Raw genomic sequence first — 13,757 nt, 5'->3', positions numbered from 1 at the left:
TCAGCGGGTGCGGTCGGCCGGGCCGCCGTCCGCCGTGCCGTTCGTGTCGTCGCCGGGGAAGACCGTGCCGCCGGCACCGGGGCCGGTCGCTCCCGCGGGCTTGCGGATCTCGAGGACCGCCTGCCGCGCGAAGGTGACCACCACGCCGGGGGCGATCTCCAGGTCGACGGTGCCCTCGCCGAGGGCGGCGACGGTGCCGTGCAGGCCGGCGGTCGTCATGACCGGGGTGCCCGGGGTCAGCGACTCCTGCAGCGTCCGCTGCTGCTCCTGGACCTTCTTGCGCTGCCGCGCCGGGAGCACGATCAGCAGCACGAAGGCCAGGACCAGGATGACGAGCGGGAACAACTCCACGACAGATGTGCCTCTCTACCGCGCCGTACGGGCCGCGGTGGGTGCGGCCCGGGACGGGGCCGCTCGGGTGCGTCGGCTACGGCGCGGGGACATCCGGGCGACCGTGCGGGACGCGCGCGGGCGACGCCGGACGAGTTGCGCGCCAGCGCTCCGCAGTCTAGGCGTCGAACAACGTTTCTGACGACGAACCCGGGGCGTGTGGGTCGGCTGTGACCCGACCGAGGGGGACGCCGCCGCGCGGCACCGGCTGCCCGAGGTGCTGCCACGCCGCCTCGGTGGCCACCCGCCCGCGGGGCGTGCGGGCGAGCAGGCCGGCGCGCACGAGGAACGGCTCGCAGACCTCCTCCACGGTGTGCGGCTCCTCCCCCACGGCCACCGCCAGGGTGGCGACGCCGACCGGACCGCCGCTGAAGCGCATGACCAGCGCCTCCAGGACGGCGCGGTCGAGCCGGTCCAGGCCCAGGTGGTCGACGTCGTAGAGGGCGAGCGCGGCCTCGGCGACCGCACGGGTCACCCGCCCGTCGGCGCGCACCTCGGCGTAGTCGCGGACCCGGCGCAGCAGCCGGTTGGCGATGCGCGGGGTGCCCCGGGACCGCCCGGCGATCTCGGCCGACCCGTCCGCGGTGAGCTCGACGCCCAGCAGCGCGGCACTGCGGGCCAGCACCCGCTCGAGCTCGGCCGGCTCGTAGAACTCCATCTGCCCGACGAAACCGAACCGGTCGCGCAGCGGCCCGGTCAGCAACCCGGCTCGCGTGGTCGCCCCGACCAGCGTGAACGGGTTGATGTCCAGCGGGATCGCGGTCGCCCCCGGCCCCTTGCCGACGACGACGTCGACGCGGAAGTCCTCCATCGCCATGTAGAGGAGCTCCTCGGCCGGACGCGCGATCCGGTGGATCTCGTCGATGAAGAGGACGTCGCCGGGAGCGAGGTTCGACAGCATCGCGGCGAGGTCGCCGGAGCGCTCGATCGCCGGCCCGCTGGTGATCTTCACCGACGTCCCCAGCTCGGAGCCGATGATCAGCGCGAGGCTGGTCTTGCCCAGCCCGGGCGGGCCGGAGAGCAGCACGTGGTCCGGCGGGCGGCCGCGCCGCTTGGCGCCCTCGAGGACCAGCTCCAGCTGGCGGGCCACCTTGGGCTGGCCGATGAAGTCGGTCAGCGAGTGCGGCCGCAGCGCCGACTCGACGACCCGTTCCTCGTCCCCGGCGCCCGCGGACACCGAGAAGTCGCGGGCCACGCCCTCGGCCGGCTCGGCAGACAGCCCCCGGTCGAACGGCGAGCTCATGACCGGCCCAGCAGGCGCAGCGCCTGGCGCAGCAGGACGGCGACCTCCACCGAGCCGGTCGAGGTGACCTGCTCGTCGGCCAGCGGGGCGAGCTGCACGATCGCCGCGTCGGCCTCCCTGGTCGTCCAGCCCAGGCCGACCAGCGCCGCGGTCAGTTGGTCACGCCACGGCGCGACGGGGGTGACGGCGGGCAGTCCGGACGGCGCGGCGGCGCCGTCGAGCTGGGTGTCGGTCGTGGTGGCACCGAGCCGGTCGCGCAGCTCGAGGATCAGCCGCTCGGCTCCCTTCTTGCCGATGCCCGCCACTTGCATGAGGGCCTTGACGTCGGCCATCGACACCGCGCGGCGGACCTCGCGCGGCGGGTGGATGGCGAGCACGGCCTGCGCCAGCCGCGGTCCCACGCCGTTCGCCGTCTGCAGCAGCTCGAACAGCTGCCGCTCGTCGTCGTCGGCGAAGCCGTAGAGGGTGAGCGAGTCCTCGCGCACCACCAGGCTGGTCGCCAGTCGCGCGTTCTCGCCCACCTGCAGCCGGGCGATGGTGCCGGGCGTGCACTGCACCGCGAGGCCGACGCCGCCGACCTCGACCACCGCGCCGTCCGGCGACACGGCCGCCACCCGTCCGTTCACCGAGGCGATCACCGGGACACCCCCTGCCAGCGCGGCAGCGTCCGCTGCACCACCGGCGCGCCGATCCCGCCGGCCAGCGCCGCGACCTCGAGCCGCTGCTGCGCCGGGCCGCGCCAGGCGTGGCAGACCGCCAGCGCCAGCGCGTCGGCGGCGTCGGCGGGCTTGGGCGGGGACGCCAGTCCCAGCACCCGGGTGACCATCAGCGTGACCTGCTCCTTGTCCGCGCGGCCGCTGCCGGAGATGGCGGCCTTGACCTCGCTGGGGGTGTGCCAGGCGACCGGCCGGTCGGCCTGGGCGGCGGCGAGTGCGGCCACACCCGCCGCCTGCGCCGTCCCCGTGGCGGTGCCCTTGTTGTTCTGGGTGAAGACCCGCTCGATCGCCACGACGTCGGGCCGGTGCTCGCGCAGCAGCGCGGTGACGGCGGTGTGCAGCTCCAGCAGCCGCAGCTCGAGGTCGAGCTCCGCGGCGGTGCGCACGACCCCCACGCCGACCGCGACCGGCCGCGCGCCGGGACGCCCGTCGACCACTCCCCACCCGCACCGGGTGAGGCCCGGGTCGATGCCGAGCACCCGCATGGAGCCTCCCGCCGTCAGCCGAACTGGTGTTCGACCCACGCTAACCCCTGCGGACGACGGTCCCGCGCCGCCACACCCGGCCTCCGGCGATTTCCGCGGAAACCGCCGGACGGGGCTCAGCCGACCTTCTCGAGCACCTCGTCGGAGACGTCGTAGTTGGCGTAGACGTTCTGCACGTCGTCGCAGTCCTCGAGCGCGTCGATCAGCCGGAAGACCTTGCCCGCGGCCTCCTCGTCGAGCTCGACGGAGACGCTGGGCACGAAGCCGGCGTCGGCGGAGTCGTAGTCGATGCCGGCGTCCTGCAGCGCGGTCCGCACGGCGACCAGGTCGGTCGGCTCGCACACGACCTCGAAGCCGTCGCCCTGGTCGCGCACCTCCTCGGCGCCGGCGTCCAGGACGGCCATGAGCACGGCGTCCTCGTCCACACCGTCGCTCTTCGGCACCACGATGACGCCCTTGCGGGAGAACAGGTAGGACACCGAGCCCGGGTCGGCCATCGACCCGCCGTTGCGGGTCATCGCGGTGCGCACCTCCATGGCCGACCGGTTCTTGTTGTCGGTCAGGCACTCGATGAGGACGGCGACACCGCCGGCCGCGTAGCCCTCGTAGGTGATGCTCTGGTAGTCGACGCCACCGGCCTCGAGGCCCGCGCCGCGCTTGACCGCGCGGTCGATGTTGTCGTTGGGCACCGAGCTCTTCTTCGCCTTCTGGATGGCGTCGAACAGCGTCGGGTTGCCCGCCGGGTCCCCGCCGCCGGTGCGGGCCGCGACCTCGATGTTCTTGATCAGCTTGGCGAAGAGCTTGCCGCGCTTGGCGTCGATCCCGGCCTTCTTGTGCTTGGTCGTCGCCCACTTGGAGTGGCCACTCACGGCATTCCCCTCTCGTTCCCGGCGGCAGCGCCGTCCCTCTCGGCCAGGTGGCGTCGGACGATGTCGACGAACAGCGCGGGCACCCGGCGGTCCCCGGTCAGCTCGGGGTGGAAGCTGGTGGCCACCAGGTTCCCCTGGCGGACCGCGACGATCCTACCGTCGGCCGCTCCCCCGACGACCCGGCCGAGGACCTGCACCCCCTCCCCCGCCTGCTCCACCCACGGCGCCCGGATGAACACGGCGTGCACGGGGCCGCCGGCCACGCCCTCGATCTCCACCTGCGACTCGAAGGAGTCGACCTGCCGGCCGAAGGCGTTGCGCCGCACCGTGACGTCCAGCCCTCCGACGGTGACCTGGTCAGGCGGGGCGTCCAGCAGCCGGTCGGCGAGCATGATCATCCCGGCGCAGGAGCCGAAGACCGGCAGCCCGCCGGCCACCGCGGCGCGCAGCGGCTCCAGCAGGCCGAACCGGGCGGCCAGCTTGGCCATGGTGGTCGACTCCCCACCGGGGACGACGAGCGCGTCGACCGCCGCGAGCTCCTCCGGACGGCGGACGGTGACCGCCTCGGCACCCAGCTCCAGGAGGGTCGCGAGGTGCTCGCGGACGTCGCCCTGCAGGGCCAGCACACCGACGACGGGCTTCCTCGACACGAGGGACCAGGCTACGTCGACCGGTCAGGGCCCCGCCGCCCGCTGCGAGCTCCAGGTCAGGAGCCGCTCCAGCGGGCCCCGGCCCAGCGCCACCCGCCACGCCGTCGCCAGCAGCAGGGCGGTGACGGTGAAGCGGACCCAGGTCCCCCAGTCGTCGGAGGAGTCGACGTCCAGGGCCGCGATGACGACGAGCTGCGCGGTGTAGACCGTCAGCGCCAGCGCGCCCACCGACGCCAGCGGGTACGTCAGCCGCGGCAGCAGGTCGGCCACGACCAGGCACACCCCGACGACGGCGACCGCGACCCCGCCGGAGCCAACCACCTCGAACGGGGTCGAGCTGTGCGGCTGGGCGCCGGCGAACCAGGCCGGGTCCCACTCCCCGGAGGAGCCGAAGCCGGCCTCGATCCCGACCAGCCGCTGCCCCGGCGCGAGCTGCCGGGTGCTCAGCCAGCCGCCGAGGTAGCCGGTGACCGCGGCGACCGACCCGCCGGCGACCAGCCCCGCGCGCACCCGGGCCGCACCCAGGTCCAGCCGGCCCACGGCCAGCCCGACCAGCACGAACGCCAGCCAGACCGCCGCCGGGTAGTAGCCGGTGACCAGCAGGAAGGCGAACGCGCCGCCCTCCTCGTCCCGCGCGGTGGCGTACTGCCCCACCGCGAGGGTGAGCGGCGGCGCGACCAGGGTGACGACGCCCGCGGCGAGGAGCAGCCGCGCGGGCGGCCAGCGCAGGAACGGCAGCGCCAGGACGAAGAGCACCGCGTACACGCCGAGGATGACCGCGACGAAGGTGTCCAGCAGCTCCAGCACGCCGCCGATGGCGAACACCCACGCGGCGCGGACGAGGACGCGGGTGCGGGCCCGGGCGAGCTCGCGCCCGGCGGCCGGCGTGCGGCCGCCGGAGATCAACGCGATGGAGACGCCGGCCAGGGTGGCGAACAGGATCGACGAGCGGCCGTCGACGAGCGCCCGCCAGGTGGCCGGGTCCCAGCCGAGGTCGCCGGTGTCGCCCAGGTGGGCGCCGAACATGCCCAGGACGGCGAGGCCGCGGGCGACGTCGAGACCGCCGATCCGCCGTCCGGCCGCGGTCTCCCGGGACGGGCGTGCGGCGACGCGGGCGCCCTCGACGTCGTCCCGCTGCGCCGTCATGGGGCTACCAGCCGCGGGTGGCGTACCGCTCGCTCTCCGGCAGCGTGGCCACGTTGATGCCGACCATCGGCTCGCCGAGCCCGCGGGAGACCTTGGCGATCACGTCGGGGTCGTCGTGGAAGGTGGTGGCCTGCACGATGGCCGCGGCCCGCTGCGCGGGGTCGCCGGACTTGAAGATGCCCGAGCCGACGAACACGCCCTCGGCGCCCAGCTGCATCATCATCGCCGCGTCCGCGGGGGTCGCGATGCCGCCGGCGGTGAAGAGCACGACCGGCAGCTTGCCCAGGCGGGCGACCTCGGCCACCAGGTCGTACGGCGCGCGCAGCTCCTTGGCGGCGACGAACAGCTCGGTCGCGTCCAGGGTGCCCAGCCGGCGGATGCCGGCGCGGATGGCCCGCATGTGCCGCACGGCCTCGACGACGTTGCCGGTGCCGGCCTCGCCCTTGGAGCGGATCATCGCCGCGCCCTCGGCGATCCGCCGCAGCGCCTCGCCCAGGTCGGTGGCGCCGCAGACGAACGGCACGGTGAACTCGCTCTTGGCGATGTGGTGGGCCTCGTCGGCCGGGGTGAGCACCTCGGACTCGTCGATGTAGTCGACCCCGAGGCTCTGCAGCACCTGCGCCTCGACGAAGTGGCCGATGCGCGCCTTGGCCATGACCGGGATGGTGACCGCGTCGACGATGCCCTGGACCATGTCCGGGTCGCTCATCCGGGCGATGCCGCCCTGGGCGCGGATGTCGGCGGGCACCCGCTCGAGGGCCATGACCGCGACGGCGCCGGCGTCCTCGGCGATCCGGGCCTGCTCGGGGGTGACGACGTCCATGATGACGCCGCCCTTGAGCTGCTCGGCCATGCCGCGCTTGACGGCCTCCGTCCCGGTGGTGCTGGTGCCGGTGCTGCTCGGTTCGGTCGCGCTGTGCTCTGCCACGGGAACTGCCTCGGTCTCGGACGTCGGGGAGGGGCCCTCGATGCTACGGGCGCGCCCGGCTCCCCCCGGCGGCGCTTCCGGTGACCTCCCGCAGGTCGTCCTCGATGTCGAAGAACCGTGGCAGCGGACGGGCGGCGTGCAGCCGCAGCAGGGTGGGCAGCCGGCGGGTGCGCAGGGCGTGGGTGTCGCGGACGGCGTCGTTGTAGAACCGCCGGGCCAGCCCGACCCGGGTCGCCGTCCCCTCCAGGTCGGCGCGCAGCGCGGCGGGCACGCCGGGCAGGTCGCCGGGGAGCTCGCGCAGCTCGCGGCCCACGGCGTTCTCGGCCAGCTCCCGGTCGCCGGCCCGCGGGGCGCGCACCTCCCGGACGCACGCCCCCAGCCGGGCGGCCCGCTCGACCCCGATCGCGGCGGCGTGGTGCCGGCACAGCTCCTCGGCCAGGGCGGCGCGGCGCTGCAGCTGGGTGTCCAGGGCCGTCCACGCCCGCTCGACCCGCGCCTCCAGGCGGCCCAGCCGGGTGAGCGTCCACGTCACCCAGGAGACCAGCAGCAGGACGACGACGGCGGCGGACAGCAGCCAGACGTCGGGGGTCACGACGGCTGAGGCTAGCGCTGCACCCACCGTCGCAGGGCCGACCGGGTCGGCGGGTCCCCCGGCACGGCGGCCAGGTCGGCCAGCCGCGTGTCGTCGTCGCTCGCCGTCACCTCACCGCTGCCCGGCAGCAGGACGGTCTCGTAGACGGCGAGCACCCGTCGGGCCACCACCGACCAGTCGTACTCCGCGGCGACCCGGCGGCCGGTGGCGGCCAACCGCGCCCGGCGCTCCGGGTCGGCCAGCAGGTCCGACACGGCGCGCGCCAGGGCGCGGGCGTCCCCGCGGCGCACCAGGACGCCGGCGGCGCCGTCCTCGAGCACCGCGGCGAACGCGTCGAGGTCGCTGGCGACGACGGGGGCTCCGGCGGCGAGGGCCTCGATGAGCACGATCCCGAAGGACTCCCCGAGCAGGTTCGGCGCGCAGTAGACGTCGACCGACCGCAGGAACGCGCCCTTCTCCGCCTCGGTGAGCTCGCCGAGCAGCGCGACGTGCGGGGCGAGGTCCTCGCCGAGGACGTCGCGGACGGCGGCGGGGTCGCCGCGGCCGGCGATGAGCAGCTGGGCGCCGGGGTGCCGGCGGACGACGGTGCGCATCGCCTCGAGCAGCACCGGCAGGCCCTTGCGCGGCTCGTCGTAGCGGCCGAGGAAGCCGATGGTCGGCCCGTCGACGCCGCGGGCGCGCCCGGGCAGCGAGGGCCCCTCGGCGAAGGCCCGCACGTGCACCCCGTTCGGGATGATCACCGCGTCGCCGCCGAGGTGCTCGACCTGCACCCGCCGGGCGAAGTCCGACACCGCGATGCGCCCGGCGATCTTCTCCAGCCACGGCCGGACGAGCGGGCCGAAGGCGGCCAGGGTCTTGGACCGGGTCGTGGCGGCGTGGAAGGTGGCCACGATCGGGCCCTCGGCCATCATGCAGACCAGCAGGCCCACCGACGGGGGCACGGGGTCGTGCACGTGGACGACGTCGAAGTGCCCCTCGCGCAGCCAGCGGCGCACCCGGGTGGCGCTGACCGGCCCGAACTGCAGGCTGGCCATCGAGCCGTTGTACGGGACCGGCACGGCGCGCCCGGCCCAGGTCGTGTGCTCGTCGGGCAGCGACTCCTCGCGCTCCGCGGGGGTGAGCACCTCGACGTGGTGGCCCAGCGCGCGCAGCGTCTCGGCCAGGTCGCGCACGTGGTACTGGACGCCGCCGGGGACGTCCCACTGGTAGGGGCAGACCAGCCCGATGCGCATCAGCGGTGCCCCTCCCGTGGTGGGTCGGGCGGGACGTCGTCCCAGATCCGGCCGAGGACGTGCCAGTCCTCCGGGTGGTCGGCGATGCCGGCGGTGAAGGCGTCGGCCACGCCCTGCATCGCGGCGGTCACCCGGTCCCGCAGCCGCCCGGGCCCGTCGACCGGGACCTCCGGGTGGACGACGTGCCGCCAGCCGTGCTCGGTGAAGTGCGACACGGCCGGGTGCAGAGCGGCGCCGGTCTGCGCGGCCAGGAGCGCCGGCCCGCCCGGCATCGTGGTGCGGCGGCCGAAGAGGTCGACCGGCACGCCACCGCGGCCGAGGTCCCGGTCGACCAGCAGGCAGATCGACCCCCCGGCGTCCAGCCACTCGCGGAGCACCACCGAGCCCGGCCGGGGCCCGCCGGTGAGCGGCACGACCCGCATGCCGAGGGTCTCGCGGTAGGCGAGGAACCGCCGGTAGAGCGACTCGGGCCGCAGCCGCTCGGCGACGGTCATGAAGGGGCCGCCGAGCCAGTCGACCAGCCAGACGCCGGCGGCGTCCCAGTTGCCGCTGTGCGGCAGCGCGACCACCAGGCCCCGCCCCTGGTCGCGCGCGGCCTCGAGGTGCTCGCGACCGGGCAGCTCGGTGCCGGCGAGGATGCGCTGCACGCCCAGCCGGGGCAGCCGGAAGGCCTCCTGCCAGTAGCGCGCGTAGGAGCGCACCGCCCGCACGGTCAGCTCGTCGAGCGCGTCCTCGCCGAGCCGGCCCCCGGTGGCCACGCGCAGGTTGGCGCGCAGCTGCCGCACGCCCCGGCCCCCACGCCACGCCACCCAGCGGCCGGCGGCGTCGGAGGCACCGCGGGCCACCGGCTCGGGGAGCGCCTGCACGGCGTTCCAGCCGGCGGCGTAACCGAGGTCGGTCAGCCGGGCCGTGGCGCGGGCCCGCAGTCCCGGCTCCCCCGGGAGCAGCCGCAGCGCGGGCGGGCGCGAGGTCGCCGTCCCCGGCTCCGACCCCGGGGCGTCGGTCACAGCACCAGGCCCGTGGACGGCGGGGTGGACGGCGGCGTCGGCAGCGCCCGGCCGCGGGCCTGCCGGTGGACCTCGGCGAACCGCTGGGCGACGGTGACCGCGCTGCCCACCGTGAGCACCCACAGGGCGACGTGCAGCGACCAGGGGATGCCGAGGCCCAGGAAGCCGGTGCCGACCAGCACGAGGATCAGCCGCTCGGTGCGCTCGACGATGCCGACGTCGCAGCGCAGCCCCATGCCCTCGGCGCGGGCCTTGACGTAGGAGGTGAGCACCCCGAGCACCAGGCACAGCAGCGCGAGCAGCACGAGGAGCCGGTTGTCCCCGGCCCCGGAGAACCACCAGACCAGCGCGCCGAAGATCGCGGCGTCGGCGGCACGGTCCCCCGTGGAGTCCAGCACGGCACCGAACACCGAGCCGCCGCCGCGGGCCCGGGCCAGCGCGCCGTCGAGCATGTCGAGCAGCACGAAGACGGTGACGGTGAACGCGCCCCAGAACAGGTGCCCGGTGGCGATGAGCCCGACCGCGCCGGCGATCGCGCCCAGCGTGCCGACCAGCGTGACCGCGTCCGGGGTGACGCCGGCCCGGGCTAGCCGGGTCACGACCGGCGCCCAGAACCGGCCGACCGCGGCGCGGGCGTTGCCGCCGAGCACCTCAGGCCTCCGGCGTGGGCCGGCCGTCCGGCCAGTTCTGCGCCAGCAGCGCCCGGGTCTCCCGCAGCACCTGCGGCAGCACGCGGGTCAGCCCGATGACCGGCATGAAGTTGGTGTCCCCGCCCCAGCGGGGGACCGCGTGCTGGTGCAGGTGGTCGGCGATCCCTGCGCCCGCGACCGAACCCTGGTTCATGCCGATGTTGAAGCCGTGCGCCCCCGAGACCGCGCGGACCACCCGCATCGCGGTCTGCGTGAACGCCCCGAGCTCGGCGACCTCCTCTGTCGTGAGGTCGGTGTAGTCGGGCACGTGCCGGTACGGGACGAGCATCAGGTGCCCGGCGTTGTACGGGTAGAGGTTGAGCACCGCGAACACCAGCGCCCCGCGCGCGACGACCAGTCCCTCCTCGTCGTCCATCTGCGGGATCAGGCAGAACGGGCAGTCGTGCGCGCCCGTGGGCTTGCCCTCGCCGCGGATGTAGGCCATCCGGTAGGGCGTCCACAGGTGCTCGAAGACCGTCGTCGGCCCCTCGTCCGCCGTGACCGGGAGCCGGTAGGCCTCCGGGAGCTCGCTGGTCATCCGGCCACCAGCGCCTCGGCGGTCGGGTCGGTGTTCGCCCGGCTCGCGATCCACTCGGCGACGGCGGCGACCGCCTTCTCGACCGGCACGCCGTTGTGCTGGCTGCCGTCGCGGAAGCGGAAGGAGACCGCCCTGGCCTCCGCGTCGGTCGCCCCGGCGATGAGCACGAAGGGCACCTTCTGCTTGCTCGCGGTGCGGATCTTCTTCTGCATCCGGTCGTCGGAGTCGTCGATCTCCACGCGGATGCCCCGGGCCCGCAGCTGCAGGGCGACGTCGCGCAGGTAGCCGACCTGGTCGTCGGTGACCGGGATGCCGACCACCTGCACCGGGGCCAGCCACGCGGGGAAGGCGCCGGCGTAGTGCTCGGTGAGGACGCCGAAGAACCGCTCGATCGAGCCGAACTTCGCCGAGTGGATCATCACCGGCTGCTGCCGGGAGCCGTCGCCGGTCGTGTACTCCAGGCCGAAGCGGGCCGGCTGGTTGAAGTCGTACTGGATGGTCGACATCTGCCAGGTGCGGCCGATGGCGTCGCGCGCCTGCACGGAGATCTTCGGCCCGTAGAACGCCGCGCCGCCCGGGTCGGGGACGAGCTCCAGGCCGGTCTCCTCCGCCGCCTCCTGGAGCACCTCGGTCGCGACCGCCCACTCCTCGTCGGACCCGATGAACTTCGCGGAGTCCCCGCGGGTCGAGAGCTCCAGGTAGTAGTCGGTGAGCCCGAAGTCGCTGAGCAGGCCGAGCACGAACGCCAGCAGGTGCCGGATCTCCCCGGGCGCCTGCTCGGGGGTGACGTAGCTGTGCGAGTCGTCCTGGGTCAGCCCGCGCACCCGGGTCAGGCCGTGGACGACCCCGGACTTCTCGTACCGGTAGACCGAGCCGAACTCGAAGAAGCGCAGCGGCAGCTCGCGGTAGGACCGCCCGCGCGACCTGAAGATCAGGTTGTGCATCGGGCAGTTCATGGCCTTGAGGTAGTACTCGCTGCTCTCCAGCTCCATCGGCGGGAACATGGTGTCGGCGTAGTACGGCAGGTGCCCGGAGGTCTCGAACAGTCCGCGCTTGCTGATGTGCGGGCTGCCGACGTAGTCGAAGCCCTCCTCGATGTGCCGGCGGCGGACGTAGTCCTCCATCTCCCGCTTGACCACGCCGCCCTTGGGGTGGAACACGGCCAGGCCGGAGCCGATCTCGTCGGGGAAGCTGAACAGGTCCAGCTCGGCGCCCAGGCGGCGGTGGTCGCGGCGCTCGGCCTCGGCCAGTTGCTCCAGGTACGCCTTGTGCGCCTCCCGGCTCTCCCAGGCGGTGCCGTAGATCCGCTGCAGCTGCGGGTTCTTCTCGCTGCCGCGCCAGTAGGCCGCCGCCGACCGGGTGAGGGAGAACGCGGGGATGGTGGACGTGCGCGGCAGGTGCGGGCCGCGGCACAGGTCGGTCCACACCAGGTCGCCGGTGCGGGCGTCCCGGTTGTCGTACATGGTCAGCTGCGCGCCGCCGACCTCGACGGAGGCGCCGTCATCCGAGGACGCAGCCTCGCCGCCCTTCAGCCCGATGAGCTCGAGCTTGAACGGCTCGTGCGCGAGCTCGGCCTGCGCGTCGGCGTCGCTGATCTCCCGGCGGGAGAAGTACTGGCCCGCCCGGACGATCTCCTGCATCCGCTTCTCGAGGGCCTTGAGGTCCTCGGGGGTGAAGGGCCGCTCGGGGGCGAAGTCGTAGTAGAACCCGTTCTCCACCGGCGGGCCGATGCCCAGCCGGGTCCCGGGGAAGAGGTCCTGCACGGCCTGGGCGAGCACGTGGGCGGCCGAGTGCCGGATCACCGCGCGCCCCTCCGGGCTGGCGGCGGGCACCGGCTCGACCTCGGTGTCGGCCTCGGGCGCCCACGCTAGGTCCTTGAGGTCGCCGGTGGCCAGGTCCCGGACGACGACCGCGCCGTCGGGGCCCTTGAGCGGGGTGCCGGCCGCCTTGAGCGCGTCCTGGGCCGTCGTCCCGGCCGGCACCCGGATCGGGGCGGTGGCGGCGAGGGTGGGCGCGGCTGACACGGGAGCTCCTGCGGGGTCGAGGATCGGGCACCCGCGAGCCTAGTGCGCGGTGCGCGTCCCCCCGGGACGCCGCCCGGGGGATCAGGCCGGCAGGAGCTCGACCGGGTCGCCGACCCGCACCGTCCCGGGCCGCCGCACCTCGGCGTACACCCCGAGGCAGTGCTTGGGCGTGCGGGTGACGGCGACCTCGACCTCGCCGAGGCGCACGGTGCGCCCCACCCAGGTGCGCTCGTCCTCCCCCTCGGGGAGGTCGAGCAGCAGGTTGGCGCGGGGGTCGTCGGCCGAGCAGCCCTCGGGGACGTCGCCGGCCGCGGCGCGGGCCACGGCCGCCCGGCTGACCAGGTGCACCGCGGCGGCGTCCACCTGCGGCTGCTCCGACCGCGCCAGCCGGACCGGCCGGCCCAGCACCTCGGTGAGCGTGGTCGTGTCGGCCTCGGCGTCCCCGGTGGCGACGACCTGCGCCATCTGCGGGGTGCCCTTGACCGTCACCCGCTCCCCCGTCGTGGTGTCGACGACGGTCCAGGCGCGGTCGCCGACCAGCCCCGCCGTCCCGACCTCCGCCTCCCGCACGGTGCGCCCCCCGAGGCTCTTCACCGGGTAGACGCTCACCTGCACGACGCTGCCCGCACCCGTCACGAGGCGACCGTACGTCCGCCCGGTCCGCCGGGCAGCCGCCGGCGCAGGCGACGCCGCTGGGCGTCGAGATACGGCCGCGCCCGGCGCTGGCCGCCCTCGCGATCGATGGCCGCCTGCAGGGCGTCCAGCGCCCGGACCACCCGGTCGGCGTCGGGCTGCCAGCCGCGCCGCTCGCACTCCTCCAGCCAGTCGACCGGCGCGCGGTGCCCGCGCTCGGCGTTGCAGCGGCTGCAGGCGGCCACCTCGTTGGCCGGCCACGACGGCCCGCCCTTGAGCCGGGGGACGACGTGCTCGGTGGTCGGCCGGACCAGGCCGCCGAGGACGCGGCCGCACCAGGTGCAGGTGTCGCCGTCGCGGGCGAGGGCCTCGGCGAGGCGCTCGGCGCGTCGCGGCCGGCGGGGCCGGTCCGGGACGGGCGGGGCTGGGGACCGGCGGCGGGACACCTCCCCGATGGTCCCCCTCGGCCGCACGCGGCGCTGCCCGCGGACGACGAGAGGCCCGGGTCCGATGGACCCGGGCCTCTCGTGCCGGTGGGCGATACTGGGTTCGAACCAGTGACCTCTTCGGTGTGAACGAAGCGCTCTACCACTGAGCCAATCGCCCGGCACTGCT

Annotated in this window: 16 protein-coding genes and 1 tRNA gene; all 17 read right to left on the bottom strand. The window is 75.1% G+C overall.

The features are described from left to right. The 17 genes from yajC to ACI78Z_RS02405 all read right to left on the bottom strand — a co-directional run bounded on the left by yajC (nucleotide 1) and on the right by ACI78Z_RS02405 (nucleotide 13,748). Entirely contained in the window at nucleotides 1–351 is a 351-nt protein-coding gene (gene yajC / locus ACI78Z_RS02485) for a preprotein translocase subunit YajC (RefSeq protein WP_457034934.1), read from the bottom strand. 157 nt (nucleotides 352–508) lie between these two features. Then, nucleotides 509–1,633, bottom strand: coding sequence for a Holliday junction branch migration DNA helicase RuvB (ruvB, locus tag ACI78Z_RS02480; protein ID WP_457034933.1), 1,125 nt, complete (start codon nucleotides 1,631–1,633; stop codon nucleotides 509–511). Then, a complete protein-coding gene (gene ruvA, locus ACI78Z_RS02475) occupies nucleotides 1,630–2,271 on the bottom strand; it encodes a Holliday junction branch migration protein RuvA (RefSeq protein ID WP_457034932.1) in 642 nt (213 codons plus the stop codon). The genes ruvB and ruvA overlap by 4 nt, the downstream gene beginning before the upstream one ends. Further along, a complete protein-coding gene (gene ruvC / locus ACI78Z_RS02470; protein ID WP_457034931.1) occupies nucleotides 2,268–2,834 on the bottom strand; it encodes a crossover junction endodeoxyribonuclease RuvC in 567 nt (188 codons plus the stop codon). The genes ruvA and ruvC overlap by 4 nt, the downstream gene beginning before the upstream one ends. Before the next feature lie 116 nt (nucleotides 2,835–2,950). Then, nucleotides 2,951–3,703: a YebC/PmpR family DNA-binding transcriptional regulator gene (locus tag ACI78Z_RS02465; protein ID WP_457034930.1), complete on the bottom strand. Its 753-nt coding sequence runs from the start codon at nucleotides 3,701–3,703 to the stop codon at nucleotides 2,951–2,953. Next, nucleotides 3,700–4,353 (bottom strand): pyridoxal 5'-phosphate synthase glutaminase subunit PdxT, encoded by a 654-nt coding sequence (pdxT, locus tag ACI78Z_RS02460; protein WP_457034929.1) that lies wholly within the window; start codon nucleotides 4,351–4,353, stop codon nucleotides 3,700–3,702. The genes ACI78Z_RS02465 and pdxT overlap by 4 nt, the downstream gene beginning before the upstream one ends. A 24-nt stretch (nucleotides 4,354–4,377) precedes the next feature. Next, complete coding sequence (locus tag ACI78Z_RS02455) at nucleotides 4,378–5,499, bottom strand: heparan-alpha-glucosaminide N-acetyltransferase domain-containing protein (RefSeq protein ID WP_457034928.1); 1,122 nt, start codon at nucleotides 5,497–5,499, stop codon at nucleotides 4,378–4,380. Nucleotides 5,500–5,503: 4 nt separating this feature from the next. Further along, nucleotides 5,504–6,427 carry a pyridoxal 5'-phosphate synthase lyase subunit PdxS gene (pdxS, locus tag ACI78Z_RS02450; protein ID WP_457034927.1) on the bottom strand — a complete coding sequence of 308 codons (924 nt, stop codon included), beginning with the start codon at nucleotides 6,425–6,427 and terminating at the stop codon, nucleotides 5,504–5,506. Between the two features lie 43 nt (nucleotides 6,428–6,470). Then, nucleotides 6,471–7,019 (bottom strand): hypothetical protein, encoded by a 549-nt coding sequence (locus ACI78Z_RS02445; RefSeq protein WP_457034926.1) that lies wholly within the window; start codon nucleotides 7,017–7,019, stop codon nucleotides 6,471–6,473. Between the two features lie 11 nt (nucleotides 7,020–7,030). After that, complete coding sequence (locus ACI78Z_RS02440) at nucleotides 7,031–8,251, bottom strand: glycosyltransferase family 4 protein (RefSeq protein WP_457034925.1); 1,221 nt, start codon at nucleotides 8,249–8,251, stop codon at nucleotides 7,031–7,033. Next, entirely contained in the window at nucleotides 8,251–9,258 is a 1,008-nt protein-coding gene (locus ACI78Z_RS02435) for a phosphatidylinositol mannoside acyltransferase (RefSeq protein WP_457034924.1), read from the bottom strand. Before ACI78Z_RS02435 ends, ACI78Z_RS02440 begins: the two co-directional genes overlap by 1 nt. Next, complete coding sequence (gene pgsA / locus ACI78Z_RS02430; RefSeq protein WP_457034923.1) at nucleotides 9,255–9,908, bottom strand: phosphatidylinositol phosphate synthase; 654 nt, start codon at nucleotides 9,906–9,908, stop codon at nucleotides 9,255–9,257. Before pgsA ends, ACI78Z_RS02435 begins: the two co-directional genes overlap by 4 nt. A gap of 1 nt (nucleotide 9,909) precedes the next feature. Beyond that, a complete protein-coding gene (locus ACI78Z_RS02425) occupies nucleotides 9,910–10,485 on the bottom strand; it encodes an HIT family protein (RefSeq protein ID WP_457034922.1) in 576 nt (191 codons plus the stop codon). After that, nucleotides 10,482–12,509, bottom strand: coding sequence for a threonine--tRNA ligase (gene thrS, locus ACI78Z_RS02420; protein ID WP_457034921.1), 2,028 nt, complete (start codon nucleotides 12,507–12,509; stop codon nucleotides 10,482–10,484). Before thrS ends, ACI78Z_RS02425 begins: the two co-directional genes overlap by 4 nt. Before the next feature lie 81 nt (nucleotides 12,510–12,590). Beyond that, entirely contained in the window at nucleotides 12,591–13,145 is a 555-nt protein-coding gene (locus ACI78Z_RS02415; protein WP_457034920.1) for an MOSC N-terminal beta barrel domain-containing protein, read from the bottom strand. Next, entirely contained in the window at nucleotides 13,142–13,588 is a 447-nt protein-coding gene (locus ACI78Z_RS02410; protein ID WP_457034919.1) for an HNH endonuclease, read from the bottom strand. Before ACI78Z_RS02410 ends, ACI78Z_RS02415 begins: the two co-directional genes overlap by 4 nt. A gap of 88 nt (nucleotides 13,589–13,676) precedes the next feature. After that, nucleotides 13,677–13,748, bottom strand: a tRNA-Val gene (locus ACI78Z_RS02405). Nucleotides 13,749–13,757 lie beyond the last annotated feature (9 nt).

The sequence above is a fragment of the Geodermatophilus sp. SYSU D01176 genome (assembly GCF_054050015.1).
The sequence above is the reverse complement of the archived record's forward strand: the minus strand, read 5'-3'. Positions and strand labels throughout refer to the sequence as shown.

Coding starts and splice junctions, on each gene's coding strand:
- ACI78Z_RS02425 (WP_457034922.1), bottom strand. CDS start 10,485: ATGACCAGCGAGCTCCCGGAGGCCTACCGGCTCCCGGTCACGGCGGAC.
- ruvB (WP_457034933.1), bottom strand. CDS start 1,633: ATGAGCTCGCCGTTCGACCGGGGGCTGTCTGCCGAGCCGGCCGAGGGC.
- ACI78Z_RS02440 (WP_457034925.1), bottom strand. CDS start 8,251: ATGCGCATCGGGCTGGTCTGCCCCTACCAGTGGGACGTCCCCGGCGGC.
- ruvC (WP_457034931.1), bottom strand. CDS start 2,834: ATGCGGGTGCTCGGCATCGACCCGGGCCTCACCCGGTGCGGGTGGGGA.
- ACI78Z_RS02455 (WP_457034928.1), bottom strand. CDS start 5,499: ATGACGGCGCAGCGGGACGACGTCGAGGGCGCCCGCGTCGCCGCACGC.